This window comes from Rhizobium sp. S163, assembly GCF_030380805.1.
Taxonomy (GTDB): Bacteria; Pseudomonadota; Alphaproteobacteria; order Rhizobiales; family Rhizobiaceae; genus Rhizobium.
Map to the genome: position 1 here is coordinate 1,046,842 of NZ_JAUDSA010000018.1, position 12,901 is coordinate 1,059,742.

13 protein-coding genes are annotated in these 12,901 nt (G+C 62.8%); 5 read left to right on the forward strand and 8 right to left on the reverse strand.

Annotation, left to right across the window (positions count from 1 at the left end):
* Positions 1 to 10: 10 nt before the first annotated feature.
* Positions 11 to 1,570: a TerC family protein gene (locus QTL96_RS20805; protein WP_289729009.1), complete on the reverse strand. Its 1,560-nt coding sequence runs from the start codon at positions 1,568 to 1,570 to the stop codon at positions 11 to 13.
* A gap of 456 nt (positions 1,571 to 2,026) precedes the next feature.
* On the opposite strand from QTL96_RS20805, the gene QTL96_RS20810 reads away from it, so the two are divergent.
* Positions 2,027 to 3,583, forward strand: coding sequence for an EF-hand domain-containing protein (locus tag QTL96_RS20810; RefSeq protein ID WP_289729010.1), 1,557 nt, complete (start codon positions 2,027 to 2,029; stop codon positions 3,581 to 3,583).
* Between the two features lie 34 nt (positions 3,584 to 3,617).
* On the opposite strand, the gene QTL96_RS20815 is transcribed toward QTL96_RS20810, so the two are convergent.
* On the reverse strand, positions 3,618 to 4,052 hold the full coding sequence (locus QTL96_RS20815) for a cupin domain-containing protein (RefSeq protein WP_112944426.1): 435 nt from the start codon (positions 4,050 to 4,052) through the stop codon (positions 3,618 to 3,620).
* Between the two features lie 152 nt (positions 4,053 to 4,204).
* The gene (locus QTL96_RS20820; RefSeq protein ID WP_289729011.1) at positions 4,205 to 5,254 is read right to left on the reverse strand and encodes a patatin-like phospholipase family protein; all 1,050 of its coding nucleotides are present in this window, start codon (positions 5,252 to 5,254) and stop codon (positions 4,205 to 4,207) included.
* A 292-nt stretch (positions 5,255 to 5,546) separates the two neighbouring features.
* Here QTL96_RS20820 and QTL96_RS20825 point away from each other — a divergent pair, with 292 nt between their 5' ends.
* Positions 5,547 to 6,434: a branched-chain amino acid aminotransferase gene (locus tag QTL96_RS20825; RefSeq protein ID WP_289729012.1), complete on the forward strand. Its 888-nt coding sequence runs from the start codon at positions 5,547 to 5,549 to the stop codon at positions 6,432 to 6,434.
* 206 nt (positions 6,435 to 6,640) lie between these two features.
* Positions 6,641 to 7,567 carry a bestrophin family protein gene (locus QTL96_RS20830; protein ID WP_289729013.1) on the forward strand — a complete coding sequence of 309 codons (927 nt, stop codon included), beginning with the start codon at positions 6,641 to 6,643 and terminating at the stop codon, positions 7,565 to 7,567.
* Between the two features lie 290 nt (positions 7,568 to 7,857).
* Here QTL96_RS20830 and QTL96_RS20835 read toward each other — a convergent pair whose 3' ends face one another.
* The gene (locus QTL96_RS20835) at positions 7,858 to 9,090 is read right to left on the reverse strand and encodes a multidrug efflux MFS transporter (protein WP_113008868.1); all 1,233 of its coding nucleotides are present in this window, start codon (positions 9,088 to 9,090) and stop codon (positions 7,858 to 7,860) included.
* A 270-nt stretch (positions 9,091 to 9,360) separates the two neighbouring features.
* Between QTL96_RS20835 and QTL96_RS20840 the strand changes: the two genes are divergently transcribed.
* Positions 9,361 to 9,717 (forward strand): nuclear transport factor 2 family protein, encoded by a 357-nt coding sequence (locus tag QTL96_RS20840; protein WP_289729014.1) that lies wholly within the window; start codon positions 9,361 to 9,363, stop codon positions 9,715 to 9,717.
* 18 nt (positions 9,718 to 9,735) lie between these two features.
* Here the strand turns inward: QTL96_RS20840 and QTL96_RS20845 are convergent, their stop codons facing one another.
* The 4 genes from QTL96_RS20845 to QTL96_RS20860 all read right to left on the reverse strand — a co-directional run bounded on the left by QTL96_RS20845 (position 9,736) and on the right by QTL96_RS20860 (position 12,000).
* Positions 9,736 to 10,239: a hypothetical protein gene (locus tag QTL96_RS20845; RefSeq protein ID WP_289729015.1), complete on the reverse strand. Its 504-nt coding sequence runs from the start codon at positions 10,237 to 10,239 to the stop codon at positions 9,736 to 9,738.
* A 97-nt stretch (positions 10,240 to 10,336) separates the two neighbouring features.
* On the reverse strand, positions 10,337 to 10,912 hold the full coding sequence (locus tag QTL96_RS20850) for a TetR/AcrR family transcriptional regulator (RefSeq protein ID WP_289729016.1): 576 nt from the start codon (positions 10,910 to 10,912) through the stop codon (positions 10,337 to 10,339).
* Between the two features lie 163 nt (positions 10,913 to 11,075).
* Entirely contained in the window at positions 11,076 to 11,525 is a 450-nt protein-coding gene (locus tag QTL96_RS20855; RefSeq protein WP_289729017.1) for a hypothetical protein, read from the reverse strand.
* 142 nt (positions 11,526 to 11,667) lie between these two features.
* Positions 11,668 to 12,000 carry a hypothetical protein gene (locus tag QTL96_RS20860; RefSeq protein ID WP_289729018.1) on the reverse strand — a complete coding sequence of 111 codons (333 nt, stop codon included), beginning with the start codon at positions 11,998 to 12,000 and terminating at the stop codon, positions 11,668 to 11,670.
* A gap of 254 nt (positions 12,001 to 12,254) precedes the next feature.
* On the opposite strand from QTL96_RS20860, the gene QTL96_RS20865 reads away from it, so the two are divergent.
* A complete protein-coding gene (locus QTL96_RS20865) occupies positions 12,255 to 12,857 on the forward strand; it encodes a superoxide dismutase (protein WP_037180608.1) in 603 nt (200 codons plus the stop codon).
* Positions 12,858 to 12,901: the final 44 nt, after the last annotated feature.

Below are 12,901 nucleotides of genomic sequence, written 5' to 3' on the forward strand. Positions count from 1 at the left end.
TCTCCCTTTTTTAGTCCGCGTCTTCGATACGCTTGATCCTGATCTTGTCGATGTTGCGGCCATCGAGCGATACGACTTCGAACGTCAGTTCATCGAAGCGGATCGTCTCGCCCTGATGCGGCAGGTGCCCGAGCCGCCAGAGGATGAAGCCCGCCAGCGTCGAGAAGCGGTCGCCTTCGTCCACCAGATCGACATCAACAAGCTTCGAGGCGTGGCGGATGTCGATCCAGCCGTCCACCGTCAGCGAGCCGTCCTCGCCGCGCTCGATCGATAGCTTCTCCTCGTCCTCGTCGGGAAACTCGCCGGCGATGGCCTCAAGCAGGTCGGTGGGCGTCACCATGCCTTCGAGATCGCCGTACTCGTCGAGCACGATGGCGACCGCTTCGCTGGAATGGCGCAGCTGCTCCATCAGCTTCAGCGCGCTGATGCTCTCATGCACGACGAAGGGTTCGCGGATCGAGCGCTCGACATTGATCGACCCGTCGACGATCAAATCGCGCAACAGGTCGCGGGCGCTGGCCACGCCGATGAAATTGTCGAGGCTCCCTCGCGCGACGGGAAAGCGCGAATGGCCGAGATCGACGATGCGGCGCTGCAGCTCCGCCTCAGGCGCGTCGAGATCCAGCCAGTCGATATCGATGCGCGGCGTCATGATCGATTTGGCCGAGCGATCGGCCAGCGTCAGCACGCCCTGGATCATGTCCTTCTCCTCGTTGGAGAACACGTCCTCTTCGGCCGCCTGTTCAGCGATATGTTCCGCGGTCGGCCCGAGCGTCACCTGCGGCCGCCTGCCGCCGAGCAGGCCGAGCACGGCGTCGGCGGTGCGCTCGCGGATGTTGGTGGGCGTGATCAGCCGCTCGCGATTGTGCCGTGCCAGCTGGTTCAGCGATTCGATGATCACCGAGAAGCCGATCGCCGCGTAGAGATAGCCCTTCGGCAGGTGCACGCCGAAGCCCTCGATGATCAGCGAGAAACCGATCATCATCAGGAAGCCCAAGCAGAGGATCACGACCGTCGGATGCTTGTTGACGAAGCTCGTCAGCGGCTTCGACAGAAGCAGCATGACGCCGATGGCGATCACGACGGCGATCATCATGACAGGCAGGTGCTGCACCATGCCGACGGCGGTGATCACGCTGTCAAGCGAGAAGATCGCGTCGAGCACGACGATCTGCACGATCACCTGCCAGAAGACGGCATGCACCACCTTCTTCTCGGATGTCTCGACATGACCTTCCAGCCGCTCGTGCAGCTCCATCGTGCCCTTGAACAGCAGGAACACGCCGCCGATCAATAGAATGATATCGCGGCCGGAAAAGCTGAACTCCATGACCGAGAAGATCGGCGTCGTCAGCGTCACGATCCAGGCAATCGAGGCGAGCAAGCCGAGACGGATGAACAGTGCCAGGCCGAGGCCGACGAGGCGCGCGCGGTCACGCTGATGCGGCGGCAGCTTGTCGGCGAGAATGGCGATAAACACGAGATTGTCGATGCCGAGAACGATCTCGAGCACGATCAGGGTTGCGAGACCCACCCAGGCGGAGGGGTCGGACATCCAGTCGAAAAACATCAATGGTGTAACGCGGCCACGTTGACGGGACCGCTCCTTTTGCGATGAAAATGTGAAAGGCGGATGACGGCGGCCGCAAGCAGCCGGCGATCGAACTCCGCGATGGATATGAAAAGAGCCGCCCTGAAAGCGGCTATATCAGGCCTGACGCCGATGCGGCGAACAGTGCGCCATCTACAGCCATCCCCATCGCCATCAGCGGACATATCGCTGGAAGACGGGGTGGAGCTGGTAGTGGAAGGGTCACTGTCAGGCATGCGTCAATTTTGAAGGGTAACGTGACCAAGCGCAAGAGGGGGCAGCCTGAAATCGTCGAGATGCACGGCCGATCACAGTGTCTGTGCTCGTCTTCAGCGGGCTTTTAGAGCGCTTCCACCGCATTCTTAGGGATTTGCGAAAGGGAAACTTCATCTATCGGTAGTTACAAAATCCGCAAAATATCGTGCGAGGATTGCAATGGTCAGACGTCATCAGCCCTCCCTGAAGAAAGCCTCCGCGATCGTGTCGCTGGCCGGCGTTGCCCTGGCAGGCCTTGCCGATGCCTCGGCCCAAACGCCGCCACCGCCGCCATCAGTGCCGCCCAGCGTGCTTATCGAGAGCATTCGCGATTATCGCGAGGCCTATCTCGCACAGGTCTTCTCCGTGTTTCGTATCTATAGCGGCCCGGACCAGATTCTGACGGCCGAGGATATCGAACGGGCGCGCAACATTGCGGCGGCAGCCGCGCGCGCAAACGTCATGCAGGAGTTCTTTGCCGCCGACCTCAACGACGACGGCCGCGTCACGCATGAGGAATTGGCGGCGGTCAATCGGAAGCGGCCGGGAGTGTCACCGTTCGAGGTCGTGGGCGCCCATGATGACGGTGTCATCACCCTCGAGGAGGCGAATGCGGCTGCAAGGGCCGGCCCGGCCCAGGCAGGGGACTACGGCGTCGGCGGGATGCTGATCCGCCTGCTTGATCTTGACCCAAACAAGGATGGGAAGCTGACGGCCGACGAGCTGGAAGCGCAGGCCCGCGCCGCCTTTGCCCTCTACGATAAAGATGGCGACGGCACGCTGTCGGCAACCGAAATGCGGGCGCTGGCGACCGCCAGAACTGCCGGCATGCGCGAGCGCGCGGCCGAAGCGCAGATGGCGTCGTGCAGCCTTCCGCCTGCCGGCGCTGCCGATACCATTCTCCATGTTCGAAGCTACGAGGCCGGCGCCCTTTCCGATGTCACGGTTGCCGGGCAGGACGGCGTGACCGAGACCAGCGAGCTCAACATCGAGGCTGGCGATACGCCGCTTTATATCGTCGCATCCTCCTACACCGCCATGATCTGGCGCGTGACGGGCCATGTCGAGCGTGTCAGCCGCATCGTCGTCTCTTCGCCCGCCGGTGCCGGTGCCGTCGGTCTGCCGAAAGAGAAGGTGACGTCCATCCGCTCGCCGGGCTGCCTGCGCTATCAGTCGGCAGCCGTCGCGTCGGGAAGCCAGCAGTTGGCCGCGCTGGGCAAGGCGCTCGGCAAGCCGGTGGACGCGATCATCGATGCCTATACGCTGCCGAAGGCGATGATTCCGTCGGATGGCGTCGCGCCGCGCGATCTGAAGCCCGGGCGAAAGGCCGCGTTGCGCTCGACCGTCGCGTTTTCGGCGGGAGGGTTGGAGAATGTCGATGCCGCCACCTATCGCTCCTTCATGCGCTTCAATCCCTCCGGCCTGATCAGGATCGATCCCGCCGATGTGGTCTCCAACGGCAAGGCGCAGCGCTATGACGTTCTGCCGCAGGAGGCGGGATTGCTGCAATTGCTGATGAGCGGATCGCTGCAGACGCCGCGGCCAGGGCTCTATACGATCGGCAAGCCGATCGCCCGCTTCCCCGCAGGGCTCGCTGGTGCGCATCAGGTCCGGTTCGTTCTTGCTGAAGGGGTTCCGCGTCCGGCCGGCAATCCCGGACATTCGACGCTTGTCCGGGCCGATGGCTCGGTCTTCACGCCCGAGGAGCTGCGGCTCCCCGAGGTGATAAAGGAATGACGGCCCGGGCTTGACCCGCGCCGTCTTGGCCTGATCAGGCCGCCAGGATGCGTGTGCTGTCGCTGTTGGCGACGACTGTCAACAGGTCGCGAGTGCGCGATTCGGCGGCTTCGAAGAAGTCCGACATGTCGCTGTCGATCGTTGCCGAAAACCGGGCGGTTTCAGGGCCGCGGTTGGAGTAGCCATGCGCCTGATCGGCCTCGATCCGGACGATATCGCCGGCGGTGGCTTCGAATTCTTCCAGTCCCTGGTCCGTCATCCGACGGATGATCAGACAGCCTTCGATGATGCGCAGGATCTCGGGGCTTTCGTGGCGATGGAGCGGCGTACGGCCGCCCGCGGGCACCGTGACGTCGAAGATGTTCAGCCAGGTTCCTTCAAGCCGCGTATGCCGCTCGAGCTGGCCTTCCGGCGCAAAGCCGGCCTGTGCGCCCTCGGGCGCATGCGTGTTCACAAATGAGTTGGACATGATGTCTCGCTTTTCTTTTTCTTAGCGGCGAGCGCGATAGACCTTTAGCCGGAGAATGGCAACCCGCTAAAATGCAAGGCTCCGATGCACTTATCGGAACCCACGCAATCAGCGGGTTTTCAGCCGATTGATCACCGCATCGTGTTTGGCCGTTATTGGTTGGCCAGGATGCGTTTGGCGATTTCGTCGAGCGCCAGGGCGTTTTCCTTGATGATCGACGCGGCGATTGCCTTCAGCGCCTTGATGTTTTCGGGCGATGCGTCGTCCAGCGCGTCGTTCTCCTTGGAGCTCAGCTGCCGGTCCAGGCGGAAATAGCTGAGGGAGGCGGCGTTCTCCTTCGTCACGACGGTCGAGTAGTTGATCTTGGTGCCCGGCGGATTGAGCAGCGCATTCGCCTGATAGGAGGCGGTGCTCGCCTGACCCTGCATCAGGATCGAAATCAGGGGTGTATCGTGAGACGGCTGCATCCAGCCGAGAATGCCCCAGCCCTTGGCCTCCTGATAGGCGAAGGGTCGATTCTGCTGGCCGGTGCCGAGCGACAGGAAGACGAGCTCGTCATTGCCCCAGTTCTGCTTGCGCGCCTCCACATAGGCCGCAAGGATAGGATCGTTGGCGAAGACGCCGCCGTCGATCAATGGCACGAAGCGCCTGTCCTTGTTCTTCTCGCCAATTCTTTCGATGAGCGCCGGCGGAAAATAGGTGGGCGCTGCCGATGTCGCCCGCGCCGCTTCCCAGTAGCGGAAATTGCTGTTCTCCTTGTCGGTGTTTGCCATGAACAGTGCTTGCCGCTGCTTTATGTCGTAGGCTGTGATCAGCACCTTGGAGAGCCCGTTGTCGAGCGTCGCCATGCCGAGCTTCTTCTGCAGTCGGCCTTCAAGCGCGTCGGGCTTGTAGCGCGGATCATTGATGCCGAAGGGATTAATGAGCCCGAGCACCGGGTTCTGCTTGAATATCTCGTCGCCCTCATCGGCATAGAGCTCCAGCAGATCTGCCGGCGTGCATGCGGCCTTGTGCGACACATCCGGATGCGGGCAGGTCAGCCCCGCCGCGATGATGCCGCCGGTGGATGTCCCGGCGATCATGTCGAATGCTTTATAAAGCGGCAAGCCATTCAGCCGCGCGGCCAGGTCCACCAGAACGGCCGCCGGGATGATCCCGCGAATGCCGCCGCCATCGATCGAAAGAATAAAACGCTTTGCCATGCTCCCCTCCATGCCGGTTCATCCGGTTGAGGGAAGTATGTGACTTAAACTAAAGATTGCAACAAACTGAAACGCTCGCGCTGATTGAAGTTGGTTGTGCGCGTGTGCCTCACCGCACCCATGAGTTTCGCTGATACACCCATCGCCGCCGCTTAAAGCGCGCGCATGAATATTGCCGCTGACTCACCTGCCGCATGCCGTTTCTTGCTTAGCCTCCGCCGCGACATATTTCTCCTTGACCCCGTCCGCGCGCGGGGTTTTGTCTCCCTGCAATTGTTTGAAGGAGAAACGCATGGCCGTCGATACATCGCCCCGTTCCAACACCTGGACCTATGTCGAGGGAGAGTGGCTGACCGGCAACCCGCCGCTGATCGGGCCGACTTCGCATGCCATGTGGCTGGCCTCCACCGTCTTCGACGGCGCCCGCTGGTTCGACGGCATCGCGCCGGATCTCGACCTGCATTGCCAGCGCATCAACCGCTCCGCCGTCAACATGGGCCTGAAGCCGGTGAAGACCGCCGAAGAGATCGAAGCGCTCGCCTGGGAAGGCATCAAGAAGTTCGACGGTGAGACGCCGATCTACATCAAGCCGATGTACTGGGGTGAACATGGCTCTGCCGGCAGCGTCGTCACCGTCGATGGCGACAGCACCCGCTTCGCGCTCTGCCTGTTCGAAGCCCCGCTCGGCAACAACAAGCCGAACTCGCTCACCGTCTCGCCCTTCCGCCGCCCGTCGCCCGAGACCGCGATGACCGATGCCAAGGCCGGCTCGCTCTATCCAAACAGCGGCCGCGCGATTGCGGAAGCCAGATCCCGCGGCTTCGACAACGCCCTGATGCGCGACATGAACGGCAATGTCGCCGAGACCGCGTCCTCCAACGTGTTCCTCGTCAAGGACGGCGTCGTCAAGACCCCTGTCGCCAACCGCACCTTCCTCGCCGGTATCACCCGCGCCCGCGTCATCGGCCTGCTTCGCCAGGCCGGCTTCGAGGTTCGCGAGGAGACGCTCTCGGTCGACGATTTCATGGCGGCCGACGAGATCTTCACCTCCGGCAACTACTCCAAGGTCGTCGGCGTCAACCGCCTCGACAGCCGCGAATTGCAGGAAGGCCCGGTCACCCGCAAGGCGCTCGAAATCTACATGAACTGGGCATTTGGTCGCAGCGCAAGCGACAGCTGATTGGGTGTAGAGGGAGGAGAGCGTGGCCCCCTCATCCGACCCTTCGGGCCACCTTCTCCCCACGGGGAGAAGGGGAGGTTGAGCAAGTGGCGAGCCCCGAGTCTCTTCTCCCCAGCGGGGAGAAGGTGCCGGCAGGCGGATGAGGGGGCCACACGCACTACGTTGAAAGTCATCATCACTCCCACCCCCACATGGTCCCCCGCATCATGATCGTGCGCCCCCGCCCAACCCTCTTTCGCCTCTTCTTCATCCTCCGCGGCTCGATCATCAAGCGCGTCCTGCCGCAGATCATCCTGACCGCTGTCCTCTCCTCGCTGGTGGTGCTCTGTCACACCCTGTGGCCGGGCGTGCTGCCAGTCTTCAACGGCGCCCCCTTCGCGCTGCTCGGCATCGCGCTGTCGATCTTCCTCGGCTTCCGCAACAACGCCTGCTACGACCGCTGGTGGGAAGCGCGCCGGCAATGGGGCGTGATCGTCTTTTCCGCCCGCCATTTCGCCCGCCAGACCCTGATCCTCGAAACGATGTCGGGCGAAGCCGGAAAAGACGCCCGCAAACGCGTGCTGACGCTCGTCATCGCCTTCGTCCAGTCGCTGGTCCCGCACCTGCGCACCGGCATCTCCCGTCACAAGGTCGAACGCCTGCTGCCAGACGATATCAACGCCCACTACGCCGCCAGCCGCAACCCGCCCGAAGCGCTGTCGCTGGAAATTGCCCGCGAACTCGCCGACCTCCGCGCCAAGAACATGCTGACCGACATCAACTACCAGATGCTCGACCGCACGCTGGCCGATCTGACGCTCGCCCAGGCCTCCTGCGAGCGCATCCGCTGGACGCCCGTTCCCTTCGGCTACACGCTGCTATTGCACCGCACCGCCCATCTCTTCTGCCTGATGCTGCCCTTCGGCTTCGACGACGTGCTCGGCTGGTTCATGCCCTTCGGCACCGCTCTCGTCGCCTACACCTTCTTCGGTCTCGACGCGCTCGGCGACGAACTGGAAGAACCCTTCGGCAAGCAACCCAACGCACTCCCGATCGAGGCGATCGCCGACACGGTCGAGATCAATGTGCGCGAGGCGATGGGCGAGAAGGACCTGCCGCCGCTGCCGGTGGCGGTGGATTATTTGCTGATGTAGCAGGCAGGCTGGCCGCGGCGATTGTTACGTTCGGAAACGGTCTATGCCGCCTCCGCTGAAGATGCTCGCCGGCCCCGCCTCCTACGCAGCGTCATCCTCGGCCGTCGTGCCGAGGATTTAAGCACGTCTCCACGAATGCAACGGTGCGACCGCTAGGACAACCGCGGCCACAAACACTGGCTTGCGCCTCGGTCCATCCATCCGCGTCGAACGCGTTGCTGCGTGCTTAGATCCTCGGGACAAGCCCGAGGAAGACGTCGAGCGCGTGGAAGCCTAGCAACTCCAACACCTTACGAGTGCACATCCCCCCTCGGCCGCACCATCCAAGAATACGCCGCCCCGGCAATGAGCAGCACGCAGGTGCCAAGAAACACCGCCCGCATCCCGATATGCCCGCCGACGAAGCCGCCGAGGATCGGGCCGGCGACTTGGCCGACATATTGCGAGGAGACCGACCAGCCGAGGATGCTGCCGGCCGCGCTGTCGGGGACGCTGTGGCGGATGACGGCGGAGATGCAGGGGAGCAGGCCGCCGAGCGCCACGCCCATCAGGAAGCGCAGCACGATCAGCTGCCAGGACGATGTGACGAAAGCCTGCGGGATCAGGAGCAGGCCGGCAATGCCTAGCGCGCCTGCGATGACAGGCCAGTGGCCGATCCTGTCCGCGAGCTTGCCCAGCCGCGAGGCCGAGAGGATGCTGCCTAGTGCGGCCGCCGACATGACGATGCCGGCGATGATGGTCACCCGCGCCGCGTCGTCCACCAGCTGCGCGACATAGACGGTGATGATCGGCTCGATCGACATGTTGGCGAGCATCAGCAGCATGCCGGTGAAGAGCATGGCGATGACGGGCCGCTTGTCCGGTATCGAGGCCCAGCCGCCGCTCTGCTTTGCGGCCTTCTTGCGGGCAGGGGACTTCTCCTCCTTGATGAGGAAGAGCGTGGCCAGAAAGGCGAGGAAGATCATCGCGCCGGCGGCGAGAAACGTGCCGCGAATGCCGATCAGGGGCGGCAGCACGCCGCCGATCAGCGGCCCGACCAGATTGCCCGCCATGATGCCTGAGGCCAGCGTTCCCAGCGCCCAGGCCGAACGGTCCTTCGGCGTCTGCGTCGCCACCAGCACCATCGAGCCGGACGAGTAACCGCCCGCCAGCCCGACGAAGAGCCGCAGCGCCACCAGCTGCCAGACGTTCCCGGCCATGCCCATCAGCGAGATCGCCACCGTCATGCCGAGGCTGGCGCGCACCAGCATCAGCTTGCGCCCATAGATATCGCCCAGCCGTCCCCAGAGCGGCGCCACGAAGGCGGCGGCGAAGAAGGTGGCGCCATAGGCGATCCCCGACCACTGCACGATCGCGGCATGGTCGCTGACGCCGAGCTCCTCGACATAGAGCGGCAGGAAGGGAAGAAGCAACGTCATGGCGACGATGGTCGTGAACGAGCCGACAAGCGAAACCGCCAGATTGCGTTTCCAATGGATCGAGCCTGGTTCGGCTGCGGCTGCATCCGCGGTCTTGTCACTCATGTCAGGGCCTTCTTCATCATCGATCGTCCATGCCGGAGATAAAAGTGGCGCTGATGTCGATCACAGGCCGATCAGACCCGGGCGAGGGCCGGGCGGGCAGATAAGGAAAGACAGGAGAGCCTTCCGTTTCCGGTGGCACGCCATTGGTATAGCCCCGCTTCCGACAGGCCATCAAGGACGGATCATGGGCCAATCGGTTCGCTCGACGTCGGATTCCGGCCGGTAGGGCTGGCCTTTTGCTTGGGCGACCGCAGTTTCCGAAAGAGGAGGATGACTGACATGACGGATGAAACCGACACAAGGCGCGAGAAAACGGTCCGCGCCCTCTACGCCGCCTATATCGACGGCCGCAAGGATATCGTCGCTGCCATGCTGACGGAGGATTTCACCTTCTCCAGCCCGCGCGACGATCATATCGACCGCGACGCCTACTTCGCACGCTGCTGGCCGACACCGCCACCCTTCCGCACGATGGAGATCGAATATCTCGGCCTGTCAGGCGATGAGGCCGTGGTGCGCTACCGTGCCGTCAAGCACGATGGCGGAGCGTTCCGCAACATGGAAACGCTCCGCTTCAGGGGCGACAGGCTCGCCGTCGTCGAGGTCTATTTCGGCCGCGAGGCTTAGTCAGCGAGGATTGAGGCCTCAAGCTACCACCCGCCGCGCCTGTCCGCGCGAGACGAGGAAAGCCTGCGCAAGGCTACCCGCCGCGAATAGCACCACCCAGATCAGCAGGGCCGTCTGCACCGGCGGCGAGTCCGGGCCGTTGCCGATCGGGTGTGAGGGCGGCAAGCGCGAGAGGGTCTCGTTGATCCCGGGCACCCAGAGCAGGAAATAAGTGAAGGAGAAGCCGAGGTTCCTGAGGTAAGGGATCAGCCGCCCGAGGAAGCTGAGCTTCGGCAGCACGAGACAGATGGCGGAGACGAGAAGAACGATGATCGCAAGCGCATGGCCGGGATTGAAGCCGCCGGTGGAGGACAGGCCGAAGGCGCTGATGGCGGAAAGCGCAAGCGTTGCGAGGTAGACCTTGCCGACCGTCGTCTCCGGGCGAACGGCCCGGTACTTGGCAAAGCTGTAGAGCCCGGCGACGGCCGGAATGACGCTGATGGCGGTGTGGATCTCACCGAGAAGCGAAAGCGGGTTGGCCATGTCTGTTTCCTTTTGTGAACCGACTAGTCGGTCGGTCTGTAGGGCAAATGAGGGGCAAAGAAATGGGCTTGCACGTCATGTCTGAGATAGTGGCGATCTAGCCGGTCAGCCTCTGCAGCGCCGGCTGGGTAATGCTTGCATAGAGTTCCGCGTCGCCACCGGCGACCCGCGCCGCCAGCATGGCGCCGTGCACCGTGGCGACGAGAATGCGGGCGCTGCGCTCCGCGTCCTCGGTACTCGTCAGCTCGCCTTTCTTCAGCCCCTCGTCGATGAAGCCGGTGAGCCTTGCGATCAGCTCGTCGAAATGCGCCTTCACCTGCTCGGCGACTTCCGGCGGCAGGCTGGGCAGTTCGGCGGCGAGAAGCGCCGCGATGCAGAACGGCGCGTTGTTGTCGCGGATGCATTGTTCCCAGAAGCCGACATAGCCGGCAAGCCGCCTGTCGGCGCGCGGCTCATGCGCCGCCATCGCCCCCATCCCATCCTCGGTCGCCTGCCTGTAGCGGGCGATCACCGCCACCGCCAGATCGGCCTTGCCGGGAAAATGATGATGGATCGTCGCCTTGCCAACGCCGACCACCGCGGAGATATCCGCGTAGCTGAAGGCGTTGTAGCCGCGTGTGACGATCAGCGCCTGTGCGGTGTCGAGAATGCGTGTGTATGTGTCCGATGCCATGAGTGGATATCTACCGACTAGTTGGTCGGTCGTCAACGGGGCGCACGCAAACGTGACTGCGTGCTGAAGGTGGCATTGCCGGCGCGAGCGGGGCAGGGCACGCCGCCGGCGTGGACGCGGCACCGTCACGGACGCCACCGCTACCCACTCCCACCCGCCAACGTCAATCCTCGTAAAGCTTTGATTTCTTCGCCCAGTCGCGCCAGGGATGCAGCTCGAAATGCGGCATGTCCCAGCCGTCCTTGATATCGCCGTCCATGTTCCAGTCGCCGCCCCATCGCAGCTTCAGCGGCTTGCCATCAAGGCCTTCCAGGCCGAGCTGCGCCGGCAGCGGCAGGATGACTTCGGAGAGGCGGATGAAGGCCTTCTTGTTCTTCCAGTCGTAGGGCGCCGGAAACAGGTCGAAGGCAATCGCCGGCACATAATTGTGGGCGGACTTGCCAAAATGCACCTTCGAGAATCCCCCATTGAACGCCCGCTCCTGCGCATCGCGCCCACGCGTCGAATCGAGCACCTTGCAATCGATCTCGCGGATCGCCGCCTGGGCGATGGCCTGCAGATGCGGATGGCATTTCGCAAGGGCGGCAAGCGATGCGCTGCTGAAATGAAACATGACATCCTCCCATGCCGCGCCATCTGGGGGGGCGGCGTCGGAAGGTTAGCGAAATCAAGGTTGCGCGTACACAAATCGAGTGCAATCCGTGATTGTGAATGGCGCGTCGATGTAGGCTGAAGACAATCGCGTGCTCGCCGTCTCACTCGTCCGGCAATATCCCCATGCGCTCGGTCTCGAGTTCCGTCCCGAGCTCCACCGCCTTGGTCTTCTTGTCGTAGATGCAGAAGTAGCTGACGAAGCCGTTGGCGCCCTTCGGCTTGCCGGTCACCAGCGCCATGCCGAAATTCTCGCTTCCAAAGGGATCGACCACTGCATGCGGCAGTTCCACCTGCGCGCGCGCCGCCATCTCGCATTTTCCCTGCACCTCGGCGGCGAAGTCCTGCCAGGCGTCACCCGAAGAGGCTGAGGCAGTGCCGCCGGCGATCTGAAAAACCGCGATGAAGACGGCCGCAAAGCCGATCGGGTGGAGCATAGGGTGCCCTGTAACGCCAAGCCTCATACTGAGCCTTCGCACATTTTTGGCCCTCGCGCCCAAGCTTGGAAGGCCCTGCCATAAAGCACTGTCATCATGATTGATTTGCGCCTTGCATGCCAAGCCCTTAGCGCGGTTAAATTTTCTTCCGCAGCGGTCTTTTTTGACATTTCGCAGGTTGCCTCACCAAGCTTGCGCTCCTATGTTCCCGCACACCTGCCGATTACGCAAACTATTGCCAAAAGGAGACGACCATGGCTTTTGAATTGCCTGAACTTCCCTACGATTACGAAGCGCTGCAGCCTTTCATGTCGAAGGAAACCCTGGAGTTCCACCACGACAAGCACCACAAGGCTTATGTCGACAACGGCAACAAGCTTGCGGCGGAAGCCGGTCTCGCCGACCTCTCGCTCGAAGAAGTCGTCAAGAAGTCCTTCGGCACCAATGCCGGCCTCTTCAACAACGCTGCCCAGCACTACAACCACGTCCATTTCTGGAAGTGGATGAAGAAGGGCGGCGGCGGCAACAAGCTGCCTTCCAAGCTCGAAGCGGCCATCAACTCCGATCTCGGCGGCTATGACAAGTTCAAGGCCGATTTCGTCGCCGCCGGCACCACCCAGTTCGGCTCCGGCTGGGCCTGGGTTTCCGTCAAGAACGGCAAGCTCGAAATCTCCAAGACCCCGAACGGCGAAAACCCGCTCGTCCACGGCGCCACCCCGATCCTCGGCGTCGACGTCTGGGAACACTCCTACTACATCGACTACCGCAACGCGCGTCCGAAGTACCTCGAAGCCTTCGTCGACAGCCTGATCAACTGGGACTACGTCCTGGAACGCTACGAAGCCGCAACCAAGTAAGCCGGTTTTGAGAGACTGATGAGAACACCCGGTGGAGACGCCGG